Consider the following 17255-nt stretch of genomic DNA (forward strand, 5'->3'; position numbering starts at 1 on the left):
ACCTGGCCGCCAGCCCAGCCGCCGATGCCCTCGTCCGCACCTCCACCGGCGAGGCGGTCACGTTCTGGGTGCTGGGCGCGCTCGCGCTGGCCGGCGCGCTCGGTGTGGTGCTGGCGGTCAACGCCGTGTACTCGGCCATGTTCCTGGCGATGACCATGATCATCCTGGCGGTGTTCTACATGGTCCAGGACGCGCTGTTCCTCGGCGTCGTGCAAGTCGTCGTCTACACCGGCGCCGTGATGATGCTGTTCCTGTTCGTGCTGATGCTGATCGGCGTCGACTCCGCGGAATCGCTCAAGGAGACGCTGCACGGGCAGCGCGTCGCCGCGGTGGTGGCGGGCGTGGGATTCGGCATCCTGCTGCTGGCCGCGCTCGGCAACGTCGCGACGGGCGGCTTCGTCGGGCTGACCGCCGCCAACGCCAACGGCAACGTCGAAGGCCTGGCCGCGCTGATCTTTTCCCGGTACCTGTGGGCGTTCGAGCTCACCAGCGCGCTGCTCATCACCGCGGCCGTGGGGGCGATGGTGCTGGCGCACCGTGAGCGTTTCGAACGCCGCAAGACCCAGCGCGAGCTGTCGCAGGAGCGCTTCCGGGCCGGTGGGCACGCGACGCCGCTGCCGAACCCCGGTGTCTACGCACGCCACAACGCCGTCGACGTGGCCGCGCTGCTGCCGGACGGGTCCTTTTCGGAGTTGTCGGTGTCCTCGGTCCTGCGGGGCAGGGGGCCCACCGGGGGCGCGATCGGTCGGGAAGGGCCGGCCGCCCGCGAACAGCCGGCCGAGACCGTGAAGGGCGGCGCGCAGTGAACCCGGCCAACTACCTGTACCTGTCGGCCCTGCTGTTCACCATCGGCGCTGCGGGAGTGCTGTTGCGCCGCAACGCCATCGTGATGTTCATGTGCGTCGAGCTGATGCTCAACGCCGTCAACCTGGCGTTCGTCACCTTTGCGCGGATGCACGGCCACCTGGATGGGCAGATGATCGCGTTCTTCACGATGGTGGTCGCCGCCTGCGAGGTCGTCATCGGCCTGGCGATCATCATGACGATCTTCCGTGCCCGCAAATCGGCGTCGGTCGACGACGCGAACCTACTCAAAGGCTGAGAACGCCACAGTGACTAGTTTTGGGACTGATCTGACCTGGCTGCTGGTCGCACTGCCTCTGGCCGGTGCCGTCATTCTGCTGTTCGGCGGCCGGCGCACCGACGCCTGGGGGCACCTGCTGGGCTGCGCTGCCGCGCTCGCATCGTTCGGGGTCGGCGCGACGCTGCTGGCCGACCTGCTCGGCCGGGCGGGTGACGACCGGACGATCCACCAGACGCTGTTCACCTGGATACCCGTCGGCGCGTTGCGCGTCGACTTCGGGTTGCAGATCGACCAGCTGTCCATGTGTTTCGTGCTGTTGATCACCGGCGTCGGGTCGCTGATCCACATCTACTCGGTCGCCTACATGAAAGATGACGCCGGTCGCCGTCGTTTTTTTGGCTACCTCAACCTGTTCCTGGCCTCGATGCTGCTGCTGGTGGTCGCCGACAACTACCTGGTGCTCTACGTGGGCTGGGAAGGTGTCGGCCTGGCGTCCTACCTGCTGATCGGGTTCTGGTACCACAAGCCGTCCGCGGCCACCGCCGCCAAGAAGGCGTTCGTGATGAACCGGGTGGGTGACGCCGGCCTGGCGGTCGGGATGTTCGTCATGTTCGCCAACTTCGGCACGCTGACCTACTCCGGGGTGTTCGCCGGCGCCCCCGCCGCCGGCCGGGGCGCGCTGACGGCCATGGGATTGCTGCTGCTCCTGGGCGCCTGCGCCAAGTCCGCGCAGGTGCCGCTGCAGGCCTGGCTCGGGGACGCGATGGAGGGCCCAACCCCGGTGTCCGCGTTGATCCACGCCGCCACCATGGTGACCGCCGGTGTCTACCTGATCGTGCGGTCCAACCCGCTGTACAAACTCTCGCCCGACGCGCAATTGGGCGTGGTCATCGTCGGTGCGGTGACCCTGCTGTTCGGTGCCTTCATAGGTTGCGCGAAGGACGACATCAAGCGGGCGCTGGCGGCGTCGACGATGAGCCAGATCGGCTACATGGTGCTGGCCGCCGGCCTGGGCCCGGCGGGTTACGCCTTCGCGATCATGCACCTGCTCACGCACGGCTTCTTCAAGGCGGGCCTGTTCCTCGGTTCGGGCTCGATCATCCACGCGATGCACGAGGAGCAGAACATGCGCCGCTACGGCGGCCTGCGCAAGGCCCTGCCGATCACCTTCGCCACCTTCGGTCTGGGCTACCTGGCGATCATCGGCGTGCCGCCGTTCGCGGGATTCTTCTCCAAGGACAAGATCATCGAGGCGGCGCTGTCCACCGGTGACACCAGGGGTTACGTGCTGGGCGGAGCGGCGCTGCTCGGCGCCGGCGTCACCGCCTTCTACATGACGCGGGTGATGCTGATGACCTTCTTCGGCCAGAAGCGTTGGGCCCCGGGCACTCACCCGCACGAGGCGCCGGCCGCCATGGCGTGGCCGATGATCATCCTGGCGTTCGGCTCGGTGTTCTCCGGTTTCCTGTTCTGGTGGGGAGGGAGCCTGCAGCGCTGGCTCGAACCCGTCGTCGGTAAGCACGAGGAGGCCGCTCATACGCTGCCGGCGTGGGTCACCACCGTCGTAGCGCTCGGAGTGGTCGCCGTCGGCATCGCGGTGGCCTATCGGATGTACGCCACGGCGCCGATCCCGCGGGTCGCCCCGCTCGCCGTCAGCCCGGCGACGACGGCCGCGCGCCGCGACCTGTACGGCGACGCCTTCAACGAAGAGGTGTTCATGCGTCCGGGTGCGCAGCTGACCGAGGCGCTCGTCGAGGTCGACAACGCGGGCGTGGACGGCTCGGTCAACGCGCTGGCGGCCCTGGTGAGCCGGATGTCAAACCGCCTGCGCGGCCTGCAGACCGGCTTCGCGCGTAACTACGCGCTGTCGATGCTCGCGGGCGCGGTCCTGGTGATCGCCCTGATTCTGGCGGTGAAGGTGTGGTGAACGGCGCCGTTGTCGAGCGCGCCGGCGATGGTGCAGTGCCCAGCGATGTGGAGGAGCGGCGCTCGTGAATAACGTCCCGTGGCTGAGCGTGCTGTGGCTGGTGCCATTGGCGGGCGCCGTCGTGATCATCGTGCTGCCGCCGGGCATGCGCCAGTTCGCCAAGTGGGCCGGCCTCGTCTTCGGGGTCCTGACCCTGGCGGTGGCGCTCGTCGTCACCGTCGGCTTCAAAGCCGGCGGGCCCACTTATCAATTCGTCGAGAGCCACCAGTGGATACCGGCGTTCGGCGCCGGCTACTCCCTCGGCGTGGACGGCATCGCGGTGGTGCTGGTGCTGCTGACCGCCGTGCTGATCCCGTTGCTGCAGGTGGCCGGCTGGAACGATGGCGGCGATCGTCAGCGCAGCGTCCACGCCTACGTCGCCCTGACCCTGGCCATCGAATCGATGGTGCTGGTCTCGGTGGTCGCGCTGGACGTCCTGCTGTTCTACGTGTTCTTCGAGGCCATGCTGGTCCCGATGTACTTCCTGATCGGCGGATTCGGCCAGGGCCGGGGCAGGTCGCGCGCGGCGGTGAAGTTCCTGCTGTACAACCTGTTCGGCGGCCTGATCATGCTGGCCGCGGTCATCGGGCTGTACGTCGTGACGTCACAGCACGGTTCGGGCACGTTCGACTTCCGGGACATCGTGGCCGGCGTCGCGTCGGGCCGCTACGGCGCCGATCCCGCGGTGTTCAAGGCGCTGTTCCTGGGCTTCATGTTCGCCTTCGCGATCAAGGCCCCGCTCTGGCCGTTCCACCGCTGGCTGCCCGACGCCGCGGTGGAGGCCACCCCGGCGACCGCGGTGCTGATGATGGCCGTGATGGACAAGGTCGGCACGTTCGGCATGCTGCGCTACTGCCTGGAGCTGTTCCCCGGCGCCTCAACCTATTTCCGGCCACTGATCATCGTGCTGGCGGTGATCGGCGTGATCTACGGCGCGGTGGTGGCCATCGGCCAGACCGACATCATGCGGCTGATCGCCTACACCTCGATCTCCCACTTCGGGTTCATCATCCTGGGCATCTTCGTGATGACCAGCCAGGGGCAGAGCGGGTCGACGCTATACATGCTCAACCACGGCCTGTCGACCGCGGCGGTGTTCCTCATCGCGGGCTTCCTGATATCGCGGCACGGCAGCCGCGCGATCGCCGACTACGGTGGCGTCCAGAAGGTAGCACCGATCCTCGCCGGCACCTTCCTGGTGTCGGCCATGGCCACCCTGTCGCTGCCCGGCCTCGCGCCGTTCGTCAGCGAATTCCTGGTCCTGCTGGGCACTTTCAACCGGTACTGGCTGGCGGCCGCGTTCGGCGTCACCGCGCTGGTGCTGTCCGCCATCTACATGCTGTGGCTCTACCAGCGGGTCATGACCGGTCCGGTGGCCAGCGGCAACGAACGCATCGGCGACCTTCGGGCGCGCGAATTGATCGTGGTCGCACCGCTCATCGCGCTGCTGTTCGGCCTGGGCGTCTACCCCAAGCCGGTGCTGGACCTCATCAACCCCGCCGTCGAGAACACCATGACCACCATCGGCCAGCATGATCCCGCGCCGACTGTGCCGCGGCATACCCCGGCGCAAGCGCCGACGACCGCCGAAGGACCGCACTGATGCCCATTCCCACCCCCAGCGTCGAGTACTTCCTGCTATGCCCGATGCTCATCGTCTTCGGCGTCGCGGTGGCCGGCGTGCTGGTCGAAGCGTTCCTGCCCAGGCGAATTCGCTACGTTGCCCAGGTGGCGCTCGCCCTCGGCGGGCTGATCGGCGCGTTCGTCGCGGTGATCGCGGTGAGCCGCTCCCTTCCGGCGACGGGCCGGTCCGCGGTGCTCGGCGCGGTGGCCATCGACAGGCCGGCCCTTTACCTGCAGGGCACCGTGCTGCTGGTGGCGGTGATGGCGATCGTCTTCATGGCCGAGCGGACCCAGGCCGAGGCCGAGACGAAGGTGGCGGTGGCCGCCGGGACGGCGACGGGCACCGCCGGCGCCGGCGGCCTGGATTCCTTTACGCCGCAGGCATCTGCGGTGCCAGGCAGCGACGCCGAGCGCGAGGCACAGCGGGCCGGCGCCGCCCAGACCGAGCTCTTCCCCCTGGCGATGCTGTCCGTCGGCGGCATGATGGTGTTCCCCGCGTCCAATGACCTGCTGACCATGTTCGTGGCCCTGGAAGTCCTGTCGCTGCCGCTGTACCTGATGTGCGGGCTGGCCCGCCATCGCCGGCTGCTCTCGCAGGAAGCGGCGATGAAGTACTTCCTGCTGGGCGCCTTCTCGTCCGCGTTCTTCCTCTACGGCTCGGCCCTGCTATACGGAGCGACCGGCACGCTGCTGCTGCCCGGCATCCGGGATGCGCTCGCGGCACACGGGGACAGCTCCTTGGCGCTGGTCGGCGTCGCGCTGCTGTCGGTGGGCCTGCTCTTCAAGGTCGGTGCCGTCCCGTTCCACTCGTGGATCCCGGACGTGTACCAGGGCGCGCCCACCCCGATCACGGGGTTCATGGCGGCCGCCACCAAGGTGGCGGCGTTCGGCGCACTGCTCCGGGTCGTCTACGTCGCCCTGCCGCCGCTGCACGATCAGTGGCGTCCCGTGCTGTGGACGATCGCCATCCTGACCATGGCGGTGGGCACCATCACCGCGGTGAATCAGACCGACGTCAAACGCCTGCTGGCCTACTCGTCGGTCGCGCACGTCGGCTTCATCCTCACCGGCGTGATCGCCGACAATCCCGCCGGACTCTCCGCCACGCTGTTCTACCTGCTGGCGTACAGCTTCAGCACGGTCGGGGCGTTCGCCATCGTCGGCCTGATCCGCAACGCCGACGGCGTCGAGGACGCCACCCTGTCGAACTGGGCGGGGCTCGGGCAGCGCTCGCCCATTGTGGGCGTGATGTTTTCGATGTTCCTGCTGGCGTTCGCCGGTATCCCGCTGACGAGCGGCTTCGTCAGCAAGCTCGCGGTGTTCAAGGCGGCCGCCCAGGGCGGCGCGGTGCCGTTGGTCGTCGTGGGTGTGGTCGCGAGCGGGGTCGCCGCCTACTTCTATGTGCGGGTGATCGTGTCGATGTTCTTCACCGAAGCCACCGATCGGACCCCGCATGTGGTGTCGCCCGGCATCCTGAGCAAGGCCGCCATCGCGATTTGCGCTTTGATGACAGTCGTTTTGGGCATCTTCCCGCAGCCGGTGCTCGACCTGGCCGACCAGGCCGCCCAGCTGCTGCGCTGAGCGGCGCGGCTTACCCCAGGAACGGGCGCGCGGCCAGCACGTAAATCGCCAGGACGCCCAGCGGCGCCACGAGCGGAAGCCACGGCACCTGCATGGGGAACGACACGGCAACCAACCCGGCGAACGTAAAGCCAACGGCCGCAACGATCGTCGGCCAGCTTCCCATGACCACACCGGGGGCGGTCCCGACCGCGTGACGGCACACCAGGTAGCCGGCCGCGCACAGCCCCGACAGCGCGACGAGCACCAGCGGCGGACCCGTCAGCGCGACCGTGACCGTCGCCATAAGCACCGCGAACGTCGCGGCGGGGCGAACGGCCACCGAGACACCCACCGCGGCCAGCGCCGCCGCGCCGGCGGCGACCGCGATTCCGTGAGACCCGAGGGCCGCCGATCCCACCATCGCCAGGCCGAAGCCGATGGAAAACACGTGCGCACCCCAACTCGCGATCTTCATCGCCGCAGCCTTCCCCGCACGCGGCGGCGGCGGTCCGGCAGCACGCTCATCGACTGCTCCAGGCTGCGCTCCCCCTGCCACGACACGATGTCGACCCCGATGCTCGCCATGTCCCGATACATGGCCGAGCGCTGCAACGCCCACATCCGATCCACCAGCGGATCCTGCTCCCCCTCGAACGGCGAGCTGTCGAGGATGTCGACGGCGATGACGACGTGGCCGCGTTTGCGCAGGTCGATCAGGGCCAGCGCGAATTCGGTGTCGAGCAGCGTGGAGAACGCGATGACGATCGCGCCCGCGGGCACTGCCGCGCGGGGGGCCAATGTGCCGGTGGTGTTTTCGAATTGGTCGCCGGCGCCGAGCACGGTGTCGAGCACGCGATAGAACTGCCGCTGCCCGATGTCCGCGCCCAGCCACCGGGGGCGGTTCCCCCCGAGGGCGACGACGCCCGCCCGGTCGCCGTGCCGCAGCGCGGTCTGCACCACCTGTGCCGCGCCGCGCACCACCCGTTCGGTGGCCACCGTCGCCGGCCCTGCCGGCTGCCGGTACGTGTCGATCAGGACCACGACGTCGGCGGCGCGATCGGTGAGCCGCTGCGTCACGTGCAATTGGCCGCGACGGGCACTCACGGGCCAATTCACCGCCCGCAGTTGGTCACCGGGTACGTAGGGGCGAATGTCGGCGTATTCCACGCCGGGTCCGATGTGCCGGGTGAGATGTGCGCCCAACCGGTCGAGCAGCTCGGTCTGCGGGATGGGGGTCAGCTGCGGGGGCGTCAGCGGGAACACGATGACGTCCCCGGCGTCGACGGTGCCCGTCGCCTCCAGCAGACCCCCGCGCGCGACCACGTCGACGCGGGCCCGGATCGCGTAACGGCCCCAGCGCTGTGCCGTCGCCGCAACCGTTGTCGCTGTGGGCGATTCGGATTTGGCCACCTCGAGCTGCATGCCGTCGACGGGCGGCACCGTGAGGCGGACGGTCGACGACCCCACGGTCCCGGGCTCCTCCGTCGCCCACACCTCGAGCCGCGCCTGCTCGCCCTCGAAGCAGCGCTGCACGTCCGGCTCGCCGCGCACGCGCACCGTCGGCACGGGGCGTTGCCAGCTGATCGAGCAGAGGATGCCGAGCAGCGGCGCGGCGAACGCGACCAGCCGCCACTGCGCGCCGATGACGGCGACGGCCAGTGCGAGGCCCGCGCACGTCGCAATGGCTCGAGTCAAAGGCGATGCTCGCCAGCGGAACTCGGCCTCGCGGCTCGCGATCACGCCGGCGTCACCCGTTGGTGCGGGGCACCGGCAGGCGCCGCAGCAACTCGTCGACGACGTCCGCGCCCTGGATTTTGCGCACCCACATTTCGGGCCGCAGGGTGATCCGGTGTGCGACCGCCGCCGTCGCAAGCGCCTTGACGTCCTCCGGGATCACGTAGTCACGCCCCAGCAACAGGGCACGGGCGCGCGCGAGCTGCACCAGGTCGAGTTCCGCGCGGGGGCTGGCCCCCACGGCGACCTGGGGATGGTGGCGGGTGGCCGTGGCGAGCGAAACCACGTACCGCAACACGTCCTCGTGCACGGTCACCTGCTCGACGGATTCCCGCATCGCCAACAGGTCGTGAGCGTCCACGACCTGGTTGACCGTGGGCTGGGCCGACCCCCGGTCGAGGCGGCGCCGCAGCATGGCGGTCTCGTCACGCTCGGAGAGGTAGCGCAGTTCGAGCCGGATCGCGAATCGGTCGAGCTGCGCCTCGGGCAGCGGATAGGTGCCCTCGTACTCGATCGGGTTGTCCGTTGCGAGAACGATGAAAGGCTTTGGGAGCTGGTGTGTCTCGCCGTCGATGCTGACCTGACCCTCGGCCATCGCCTCGAGCAGCGCGGCCTGGGTCTTGGGTGGGGTGCGGTTGATCTCGTCGGCGAGCAGGAGGTTGGTGAAGATCGGCCCGGCGCGGAAGGCGAATCGACCGGACTGCATGTCGTAGATCGTCGATCCGAGCAGGTCGGCGGGCAGCAGGTCCGGCGTGAACTGCACCCTGGTGAATTGCAGCCCGAGCGCCGCGGCAAACGATCTCGCGATCAGCGTCTTGCCGAGGCCGGGCAGGTCCTCGATGAGGACGTGGCCGCGCGCGAGGACGGCGGTGAGGATCAGCGTGAGGGCGGCACGCTTGCCCACCACCACGCGTTCGATCTCGTCGAGCACGGCCTCGCAGTGCGCCGTGGTGGTCGCCGCGGGTAGCGTCATGCCTGCTCCAACCGTCGCAGGATCTCTCCCAGCGCCGCGCGCCCGGGACCGGCCGAGCGGTCACTTGTGCGCGTGACGTTGTTCGGGTTCACCCACTCCCACAATTCGGGCCCGAAGAGCATCCGGCCGCTCGCGTGATACGCCGCCCGGTCCTTCGATTGCTTTTGGCCCGTGGTGATCTCGTATCGCCGTGCCAGCATCGGGCGCAGGTGGCGGTCCCAGTCGGCGCGGGTCGACTCCGACCACCGGATCGTCGACTCGGTGGCGGCAAGCCAGCGGCGCAACGAATCCCCGAGATCGTCCGGTTCCGCCTCGTCTCCGAGTTCCGGGCCGCGGCCCAGCGCGCGCCGCACGCTGAGCAGCACCAACGCCAGCGCAGCACCCGCCGCCACCAGCACGAACCGGCGGTCATGCATGATCAGCGCTAGCAGTTCCACTCCCACGACGAGGCAGGAACCCAGGGCGACAAGCCTTTTCATGCGGCGCTCCGCGATTCCAGTTCGTCGAGAACCAGCCGGAGGACCCGGACGGCGACGTCGCGGTGGTCCTCGTTCATCACGTGCGGGCTGAATCGCGCCTCGGCGAAGAGTCGGACCAGCCGCACGGCGTTGTCGGCATGCAGGGCGTGGTGGTCGACGGCGCGGGCCAGCACCTCGGTCGGCGTGTCGAACTCCTGGGGAACGGCGCCGGGAACGTTCGCCAGCTCGCGCTCCATCGCCGCGTAGCACGCGATGACCGCCTCCCGCGGGTCGCGCCCGGGATCGGCCATCTCGGCCAGCCCGCGTTCGGCCGCCCGCGCCAGCGACTGCGACGCCGGCGCCGTGGGTTCCGGCTGGTATTCGGCCATCGCGCCCGGTGTGGCCACACGGCGGCGCCGCACCGACATGATGACGGACCCGACGATCAGCACGAGCAGCATGGGGATGGTGGTCAGGAGCAAGATCCGGAACATGTCCGCGTTGTTGTCCTGCGGGTGCGGCTGCGGCCGCGGCGGGTGGGCCTGCCCCGACGGCGGCGCGGTCGGGGTCGAGGTGGGCGGCGACGGCGTGACATCGTGCGGCATCCATATGCGCATCAGCAATGCCACCGTCAGCAGCCACGCCACAATCACCGCGAGCCCGATCAGCAGCACCCGCCAGCTGGGCCGGCCCCGGCCCGTGCCGAGCATCTCCGAGAGTTCCCCGCAGTTCGGGGCCACGACCCGGGGATCCCGCAGCCGCGCCACGACGGCGATCGTCAGCAACGTCATGGTCCCGGCCAGGGCGGTGATCACGAACATCAGCGCCGCCCGCCCGCCGCCCGGCTCGGCGCGCGTCGCGTGACCCTGGGCCGGCAGGTATCCGCGCAGGGCGGCCGCGACGACGATCAGCAACACGATCAGGGCGACCACACGCCCCGTCGCCTTGTCCACCCCAGGCCCTTTGTCCACCCCAGGCACTCGACCGGTCACTTCCTTCATCGTCGCACGTCAAACATAGTCGCACGTCAAACACGCCTACCGCCAGGACGGACGGGTTATCCACAGTTGCGGTTTCGTCCACAGGCCGGGAATTGCGCGGAGCGGGCGCGCGGGGATCTGTCAGGGGCGGTTCATACCGTCGCCTCATGGGTCGGAGCGTGGGCGCCGAGGAGGCACGGGAGCTGATCACGTCTGCCCTGGGTGCCATCGACGCCGCCCACGCCGTGCTCCGCGCAACCAGCTCCGATGTGGTCGGCAACGACTTCCGCGTCGAGGTCGCCGAGCGGCTGGAGACGCAGGAACGCACCAACCGCGGCCTGATGTATCGCTTCTTCGCCGAGATCGCCGAACAGCCCGACGGCGGCCCCAGCGCCGCGGCGGTGCGCGACGTGCTCTGGGCCCGGCTTCGCGTGCCGCCCCGGGAACTCGTCCGGCGCTTCAGGCTGGCGGCACGGATCCGGCCCCGCCGCTCGCTCACCGGTCCTCCGCTGGAGCCCGAGCTGCCGGAGTTGGCCGCCGCAGTGGAAGCCGGCGCCGTCGGTGAGGACCACATCCGTGCGGTCTGCCACGCGGTCGACGTGCTCCCCTCCGGCGTCTCGCCCGTCGACGTCGCCGACGGCGAGCGCAGCCTGGTGCGGCACGCGACCAAGCTCGACGCCGGTGTCGTCGCAAAACTGGGCCAGCGGATCGCCGACCACCTCAACCCCGACGGGCTCTTCACCGACACCGACCGTGCGCGCCGCCGCGGGGTGCGCCTGTGGCCGCAGGGCCCGGATGGCATGTCCCGGCTGCAGGGGTTGCTGGACCCGGAGGCCCGCGCCTACTTCGAGGCCTTCGAGGCCGCCGTCCGGCCCGGGCGCCACATGCCCGATGAGGGCGACCCGGCGGCCCACGATGCGCGCACACCCGCCCAGCGCTGCCACGACGCGCTCAAGCTTGGCCTCGAGACCGCAATCCGGTCGGGCGGGCTCGGCACGCACCGGGGACACCCCGTGACCGTCGTGGTGACGACGACGCTGGCCGAGCTGGATCGGGCCGCGCATGCCACCGCGGACCCGTCGCTCCAGATGCCCGCACCGGCCATCACGGGAGGCGGCTCACGGCTGCCAATGCCTGATCTGATCCGCCTGGCCGCCAAGGCGATTCACTACCTGGCGGTGTTCGACGAGCACACCGGCAGGCCGCTGTACCTCGGCCGCGAGAGGCGCATCGCCACCGCCGACCAGAGGCTGATCTGCTATGCCCGCGACCGCGGCTGCACCCGGCCCAACTGCGTGGAACCCGGCTACCGCTGCGAGGTGCACCATTCACCGGACTGGGCGGCGGGCGGCCAAACCGACGCCGACAAACTGCACTTCGCCTGCGGCGGCGACCACGGCGCCGCCACCCGGGGCGAATGGCGCACCGAGGTGGCCGAGAACGGGCGGCTGGGCTGGGCGCAAGGTGACGGCGCACCCGAGGTCAACCACGCCCACCACCCCGACGAGCTGCTGCGTGGCGATCCCGACCCGCCCGGCGGGAGGGAGGGGTGAGGCCCGACAACGCCGTCACGGCAACGAAGCCGGCTCAGCTCACCTCGAACGGCCGGAAGCTGCCGTCGAGCACCTGGGCGTGATCGATGGTGCGCCCGGTCACCGTGGCGGCATCGACCAGCGTCAATTCCACTGCGGCGCGGGCGAATTCGTCCGGGGAGGCGGTGTCGTCGAATTCGCGGGCGTAGTAGGCCAGGCCCGGCGTGAGGATCGGTTTCGACGGCGACAGCGCGTTGACCGCGATGTTGTGGTCGGCCAGATCGTAGGCGGCGCACTGCGTCAAATGCTCCAGCGCCGCCTTCGATCCACCGTAACCGGGCAGCACCCCGCCGCTGCGATCGGCGTAGGGACCGTTGCCCGGCAACCGCGAGGCCACCGAGCTGATGTTCACGATGGAGCCACCGCCGGCCTCGATCATGTCGGGGCACACCAGTTGCATGAGCTCGTAGGCGGAAAAGACCCCGATCTCGAAATGCCGCCGGTAGGCGGCCAGGGGCGTGCTGACGAACCCCGGCCAGCCGGGCTTGCCGGGCTTAGCGGTTTTGCCGGGCTTAGCCGTCTTGGCGCGCGGCTCGGCGCCGGCCACCGGCGGCCGCCCGGGCGCCGTGAACGCCGCGTTGTTCACCAGAATCGTGATGGCGCCCAACGCATCTCGGGCTGCCATCACCAAGCCGACGACGTCGTCACGCTCGGTCAGGTCCGCCCGCACCGCCACGGCGCGCCCGCCGGCTGCCTCGATGGCGGCGACCGTCTCGCCGATGGTTCCGGGCAGCCGGTCGTCCCACACCCGTTCGGTGCGCCCGGCGACCGCGATCGACGCCCCCTCGGCGGCGAGCGCCAGCGCGATCGCCCGGCCCAAGCCGCGGCTGGCGCCGGTGACGATCGCGGCCCGGCCCGCCAGTCGCCCGCTCACCGCGTCACCCCGTGCACGACGATGGCGGTGGTCTGTTCGACCCACGCGTCGTCCAGCGGTTCGTCCGGTCGCAGCAGCATGTGGAGCATCGTCGCTCCCCCTATCAACTCGATCAATCGGTCGGGGTTCACGTCCGGATGCGCCTCGCCGCGATCAACGGCCTCCCGCAGCCGGAACCGAACCGCGGTGAAGAGGTCGGTGAAGCGCGACCTCACCCGGGCGTTCAGCGCGGGGTCGGCGGTCATGTCCGCCACCAGGCCGGGCAGCGCGGCCCGCACGACGGGGGTGGTGAACACGGCGCGGGTCGCCTCGATCATCATCCGGAGGTCGGCGGCGATGTCGCCGGCGGGCGCCTCCAGCGCGCTGGGCGTCGCGGGAAAGGCCGCCTCGTGCACGAGTTCGGCCTTGCTCGACCACCGGCGGTAGAGCGCGGATTTGGTGGTGCCGGCGCGTTCCGCGACGGCCGCCAGGCTGAGGTTCGAATAGCCAATCTCCACAAGCAGTTCCGCCGTCGCCGACAAGATCGCCGAGTCGATGCGCGGATCGCGCGGGCGCCCCGCGCCGGGGGCCTTATCGAGGGCCCTGTCGGGGGACTTATCAAGACCCTTGTCAAGGGCGGACGGGTCTGCTTTCATAACGCTACCTACGGTATCGTAATTGCCTCACGGAGTCTCAAAGAAGGGGGCGCCTGTGCCCAACGAACCGGCCATCGGAGAGATCGATCGACTCCAACGATCCAGCCGCGATGTCACGACCCTACCGGCGCTGCTGTCGCAATGGCTGTCGACCGTCCTCCCCGGCGGGGCGGACGCCAAGCCCGAGGTGACCGTCGAGAGCGGCATCGACTCGACCGGCATGTCGTCGGAGACGATCATCCTGACCACCCGCTGGCAGGAGGACGGGCGGCCCCGGGAGCAGAAGATGGTGGCGAGGGTGGCGCCCGCCGCCGATGACGTTCAGGTGTTCCCGACGTACCGGCTCGACCACCAATTCGAGGTGATCCGCAAGGTCGCCGAACTCACCGACGTCCCGGTCCCGCCCGTGCGCTGGCTGGAGGCCACCGGCGACGTCCTCGGGACCCCGTTCTTCGTGATGGACTACGTCGACGGCGAGGTGCCCCCGGACGTCATGCCGTACACGTTCGGCGGCAACTGGTTCTCCGACGCCCCCGCCGAACGGCAACGTGAACTGCAGGACGCCACGGTCGGTGTCTTGGCGAAACTGCATTCGATCCCCAACGCGGACAAGACGTTCGACTTCCTGACCGAGGCCGGCGACCCGAGCTCGGCCGGGGACACCGCGCTGCGGCGGCACTTCAACTGGGTCCGGGCCTGGTACGACTTCGCCGTGCCCGACATCGGCCGATCACCGCTGCTGGAGCGGACATTTCAGTGGCTGCAGGACAACTGGCCGGCCGAGCTCGCCGCCGCCGAGCCGGTCTTGCTGTGGGGGGACGCCAGGGTCGGCAACGTCTTGTACCGCGACTTCCAGCCGGTGGCCGTGCTGGACTGGGAGATGGTGACGCTGGGACCCCGCGAACTCGACGTGGCTTGGATGATATACGCGCACATGGTGTTTCAGGAGCTCGCCGGCCTGGCCACGCTGCCGGGCCTGCCTGGGGTGATGCGCGAGGAGGACGTCCGGGCCACCTACCGGAGGCTGACCGGCGTGGAGGTCGGTGACCTGAACTGGTTCTACGTCTACTCGGGCGTCATGTGGGCGTGCGTCTTCATGCGCACCGGCGCGCGGCGCGTGCACTTCGGCGAGATGGAGAAACCCGACGACGTGGAGTCGCTGTTCTACCACGCCGGTCTGATGCGCCGGCTTATCGGAGGGGATCAGTGATGCTCGGACCGCTCGACGAGTTCCCGGTACACCAACTCCCCCAGCCGATCGCGTGGCCCGGCTCCTCGGACCGCAACTTCTACGACCGCTCCTATTTCAACGCCCACGACCGCACCGGCGACATCTTCGTGATCAGCGGCATCGGCTACTACCCCAACCTGGGCGTCAAGGACGCGTTCTTCCTCGTCCGCCGCGGGGACACGCAGACCGCGGTGCACCTGTCCGACGCCATCGACCAAGACCGGCTCAACCAGCAAGTCAACGGCTACCGGATCGAGGTCGTCGAGCCGTTGCGCAGGTTGCGCCTGGTACTCGACGAAACCGAAGGCATCGCAGCGGATCTCACGTGGGAGGGCCTGTTCGACGTCGTCCAGGAACAGCCGCACGTGCTGCGTTCGGGAAACCGGGTGACACTGAACGCGCAGCGGTTCGCCCAGCTCGGCAGCTGGAGCGGCCGCATCTCGATCGACGGCGAGGAGATCGCCGTCGACCCGGCGGCCTGGCTGGGCAGCCGCGACCGGTCCTGGGGCATCCGGCCGATCGGTGAGCCAGAGCCGGCGGGACGGCCCGCCGACCCGCCGTTCGAGGGCATGTGGTGGCTGTACGTGCCGATGGCGTTCGACGACTTCGCGATCGTGCTGATCATCCAGGAGGAGCCCAACGGGTTCCGCTCGCTCAACGACTGCACCCGCGTCTGGCGTGACGGGCGTGTCGAACAGCTCGGCTGGCCGCGGGTCAAGATCCACTACCGCTCCGGGACCCGCATCCCGACCGGCGCGACCATCGACGCAACCGCGCCCGACGGCACGCCGGTCCATTTCGACGTGGAATCCAAGCTGCCCGTGCCGATTCACGTCGGGGGCGGCTACGGCGGCGACTCGGACTGGCTGCACGGCGTGTGGAAGGGCGAGAAGTTCGTCGAGCGGCTGACCTACGACATGACCGACCCGGCGATCATCGGGCGGTCCGGGTTCGGGGTCATCGACCACGTCGGCCGCGCGGTCTGCCGCGACGGCGACGGCGAGCCGGTGGAGGGCTGGGGCCTGTACGAGCACGGCGCGCTCGGCCGCCACGACCCCTCGGGCTTCAAGGACTGGCTCACCGTCGCCCCCTGATACCAGCCCCGCGAACGTCGAGTAGTTGAGCGGAATTTCGAGGTTTGGTCGCAACAAGTCGACGTTCGGGCCGCCGGGTGGGCCAGTCAACGTCGATACGCCGCGCCGGGGTGGTCGGCCGGCAACAGCGGCCCGGCGCCCCCGAGTCGTTCGCGCAGGGTGCCCGGCGGCACGCCGTCGGGCACCCGCCCGCGGCGCCGCAGCTCCGGCACGACGAGCCTCGCGAAGTCGACGAAGGTGCCCGGGGTGACGACGTAGGCCAGATTGAACCCGTCGACGTCGGCCTCTTCGACCCAGCGCTCGAGCTCGTCGGCCACTTCGGTGGGCGAACCCGTCAACACCGGCCCGCGCCCGCCGATGCCGACCTCCTCGGCCAGTTCCCGCACGGTCCAGGTGCGATCCGGATCGGCGGTGGTGAACGAGGCCAGCGCGGAACGGTTGGCCTCGGTCTGCACATACGTCAGCGGCTCGTCGGGGTCGAGTTCGGCCAGGTCCACCCCGGTCCAGCCGCCGAAGAGGGCCATCGCGCCGGCGGGGCTGACGAAGCGGCGGTATTCGGCCAGCTTGGCGACGGCCCGCTCGTGCGTCTCGGCGACGACCGGGGTGACCATGGTGAAAACCTTGATGGACCGAGGGTCGCGGCCCAGTTCGGCCGCGGCCGTGCGTAGGGCCCGAACCGGACCACGCACCACCTGCGGCGTGGGTCCGGACACGAACACCGCCTCGGCGTGGGCCGCCGCGAACCGCACGCCCCGCGGCGAGGCGCCGGCCTGGAACAGCACCGGCGTGCGCTGGGGCGACGGCTCGCACAGGAAGGGGCCGGGGACGGAGAAGTAGCGGCCCTTGTGTTCGATGTCATGCACCTTGGCAGGGTCGGTGAACACGCCGCGGTCCGGGTCGCGCACCACCGCGTCGGATTCCCACGAAGCCTCCCACAGCTTGTAGCACACCTCGATGTACTCGTCGGCGACCTCGTAGCGCTGGTCGTGCGGAATCTGCGCGTCCAGGCCGAGATTTCGGGCGGCGCTGTCCAGGTACGAGGTCACGATGTTCCACGCCACCCGGCCGCCGGTGAGGTGATCCAGCGTCGACAACCTGCGCGCCAACGAGTAGGGCTGCTCGTAGGTCAGCGACAGCGTGATCCCGAACCCGAGCGTCTCGGTCACCGCCGCCATCGCCGACACGGCCGCGGTCGGGTCGTTGACCGGGAACTGCGCGGCATCGATGACCGCCGCGTCGCGCGAGCCGCCGTACACGTCGTAGACCCCGAGCACGTCGGCGAGGAACAGCGCGTCGAAGCCGCCGGCCTCCAGCGACCGGGCCAGGTCGGTCCAATAGCCCAGTTCTCGGTAGCGGTACCCCCGGTCCTCGGGATGTCGCCACAGCCCCGCCGACTGATGCCCGACGCACGCCATGTCGAACGCGTTCAAAAAGATCCTGCTCACCAG

General features: G+C 69.7%; 16 protein-coding genes. 8 read left to right on the forward strand and 8 right to left on the reverse strand.

From position 1 onward, the window contains the following. Positions 1-2: 2 nt before the first annotated feature. The 5 genes from SKC42_RS06765 (at position 3) to nuoN (ending at position 6254) form a co-directional block, all read left to right on the forward strand. On the forward strand, positions 3-806 hold the full coding sequence (locus SKC42_RS06765) for an NADH-quinone oxidoreductase subunit J (protein ID WP_330963601.1): 804 nt from the start codon (positions 3-5) through the stop codon (positions 804-806). Continuing rightward, a complete protein-coding gene (gene nuoK, locus SKC42_RS06770) occupies positions 803-1102 on the forward strand; it encodes an NADH-quinone oxidoreductase subunit NuoK (protein ID WP_008259456.1) in 300 nt (99 codons plus the stop codon). Before SKC42_RS06765 ends, nuoK begins: the two co-directional genes overlap by 4 nt. Before the next feature lie 10 nt (positions 1103-1112). Next, positions 1113-3011: an NADH-quinone oxidoreductase subunit L gene (nuoL, locus tag SKC42_RS06775; RefSeq protein ID WP_330963515.1), complete on the forward strand. Its 1899-nt coding sequence runs from the start codon at positions 1113-1115 to the stop codon at positions 3009-3011. 64 nt (positions 3012-3075) lie between these two features. After that, on the forward strand, positions 3076-4653 hold the full coding sequence (locus tag SKC42_RS06780) for an NADH-quinone oxidoreductase subunit M (RefSeq protein ID WP_330963516.1): 1578 nt from the start codon (positions 3076-3078) through the stop codon (positions 4651-4653). After that, the gene (nuoN, locus tag SKC42_RS06785; protein ID WP_330963517.1) at positions 4653-6254 is read left to right on the forward strand and encodes an NADH-quinone oxidoreductase subunit NuoN; all 1602 of its coding nucleotides are present in this window, start codon (positions 4653-4655) and stop codon (positions 6252-6254) included. Before SKC42_RS06780 ends, nuoN begins: the two co-directional genes overlap by 1 nt. Before the next feature lie 10 nt (positions 6255-6264). Here nuoN and SKC42_RS06790 read toward each other — a convergent pair whose 3' ends face one another. Genes SKC42_RS06790 through SKC42_RS06810 form a run of 5 tightly spaced genes read right to left on the reverse strand, consistent with a single transcriptional unit; the run spans position 6265 to position 10381 of the window. Continuing rightward, on the reverse strand, positions 6265-6711 hold the full coding sequence (locus SKC42_RS06790) for a hypothetical protein (protein WP_330963518.1): 447 nt from the start codon (positions 6709-6711) through the stop codon (positions 6265-6267). Next, complete coding sequence (locus tag SKC42_RS06795; RefSeq protein WP_330963519.1) at positions 6708-7976, reverse strand: DUF58 domain-containing protein; 1269 nt, start codon at positions 7974-7976, stop codon at positions 6708-6710. The genes SKC42_RS06790 and SKC42_RS06795 overlap by 4 nt, the downstream gene beginning before the upstream one ends. A 7-nt stretch (positions 7977-7983) precedes the next feature. After that, entirely contained in the window at positions 7984-8943 is a 960-nt protein-coding gene (locus tag SKC42_RS06800) for an AAA family ATPase (RefSeq protein WP_330963520.1), read from the reverse strand. Continuing rightward, positions 8940-9422, reverse strand: coding sequence for a hypothetical protein (locus tag SKC42_RS06805; protein WP_330963521.1), 483 nt, complete (start codon positions 9420-9422; stop codon positions 8940-8942). Before SKC42_RS06805 ends, SKC42_RS06800 begins: the two co-directional genes overlap by 4 nt. Beyond that, a complete protein-coding gene (locus SKC42_RS06810; protein ID WP_442932027.1) occupies positions 9419-10381 on the reverse strand; it encodes a DUF4129 domain-containing protein in 963 nt (320 codons plus the stop codon). The genes SKC42_RS06805 and SKC42_RS06810 overlap by 4 nt, the downstream gene beginning before the upstream one ends. Before the next feature lie 167 nt (positions 10382-10548). Between SKC42_RS06810 and SKC42_RS06815 the strand changes: the two genes are divergently transcribed. Continuing rightward, positions 10549-11934: a DUF222 domain-containing protein gene (locus SKC42_RS06815; RefSeq protein WP_330963522.1), complete on the forward strand. Its 1386-nt coding sequence runs from the start codon at positions 10549-10551 to the stop codon at positions 11932-11934. 34 nt (positions 11935-11968) lie between these two features. On the opposite strand, the gene SKC42_RS06820 is transcribed toward SKC42_RS06815, so the two are convergent. Together SKC42_RS06820 and SKC42_RS06825 are read right to left on the reverse strand one after the other, a co-directional pair. Beyond that, complete coding sequence (locus SKC42_RS06820; RefSeq protein WP_330963523.1) at positions 11969-12847, reverse strand: SDR family NAD(P)-dependent oxidoreductase; 879 nt, start codon at positions 12845-12847, stop codon at positions 11969-11971. After that, entirely contained in the window at positions 12844-13482 is a 639-nt protein-coding gene (locus SKC42_RS06825; protein ID WP_330963524.1) for a TetR/AcrR family transcriptional regulator, read from the reverse strand. The genes SKC42_RS06820 and SKC42_RS06825 overlap by 4 nt, the downstream gene beginning before the upstream one ends. Before the next feature lie 55 nt (positions 13483-13537). On the opposite strand from SKC42_RS06825, the gene SKC42_RS06830 reads away from it, so the two are divergent. Continuing rightward, entirely contained in the window at positions 13538-14692 is a 1155-nt protein-coding gene (locus tag SKC42_RS06830; protein WP_330963525.1) for a phosphotransferase family protein, read from the forward strand. Further along, complete coding sequence (locus SKC42_RS06835) at positions 14692-15807, forward strand: hypothetical protein (protein ID WP_330963526.1); 1116 nt, start codon at positions 14692-14694, stop codon at positions 15805-15807. The genes SKC42_RS06830 and SKC42_RS06835 overlap by 1 nt, the downstream gene beginning before the upstream one ends. A gap of 86 nt (positions 15808-15893) precedes the next feature. Here the strand turns inward: SKC42_RS06835 and SKC42_RS06840 are convergent, their stop codons facing one another. Beyond that, positions 15894-17252, reverse strand: a complete 1359-nt coding sequence (locus tag SKC42_RS06840) for an LLM class flavin-dependent oxidoreductase (protein WP_330963527.1) — start codon at positions 17250-17252, stop codon at positions 15894-15896. Positions 17253-17255: the final 3 nt, after the last annotated feature.

The organism is Mycobacterium sp. 050134 (assembly GCF_036409085.1).
GTDB lineage: Bacteria > Actinomycetota > Actinomycetes > Mycobacteriales > Mycobacteriaceae > Mycobacterium.

Bases quoted from the DNA above. Each gene is read 5' to 3' on its own strand.
- SKC42_RS06835 (WP_330963526.1), top strand. From the start codon at position 14,692: ATGCTCGGACCGCTCGACGAGTTCCCGGTACACCAACTCCCCCAGCCG.
- SKC42_RS06805 (WP_330963521.1), bottom strand. From the start codon at position 9,422: ATGAAAAGGCTTGTCGCCCTGGGTTCCTGCCTCGTCGTGGGAGTGGAA.
- SKC42_RS06800 (WP_330963520.1), bottom strand. From the start codon at position 8,943: ATGACGCTACCCGCGGCGACCACCACGGCGCACTGCGAGGCCGTGCTC.
- SKC42_RS06825 (WP_330963524.1), bottom strand. From the start codon at position 13,482: ATGAAAGCAGACCCGTCCGCCCTTGACAAGGGTCTTGATAAGTCCCCC.
- SKC42_RS06790 (WP_330963518.1), bottom strand. From the start codon at position 6,711: ATGAAGATCGCGAGTTGGGGTGCGCACGTGTTTTCCATCGGCTTCGGC.
- SKC42_RS06815 (WP_330963522.1), top strand. From the start codon at position 10,549: ATGGGTCGGAGCGTGGGCGCCGAGGAGGCACGGGAGCTGATCACGTCT.
- nuoN (WP_330963517.1), top strand. From the start codon at position 4,653: ATGCCCATTCCCACCCCCAGCGTCGAGTACTTCCTGCTATGCCCGATG.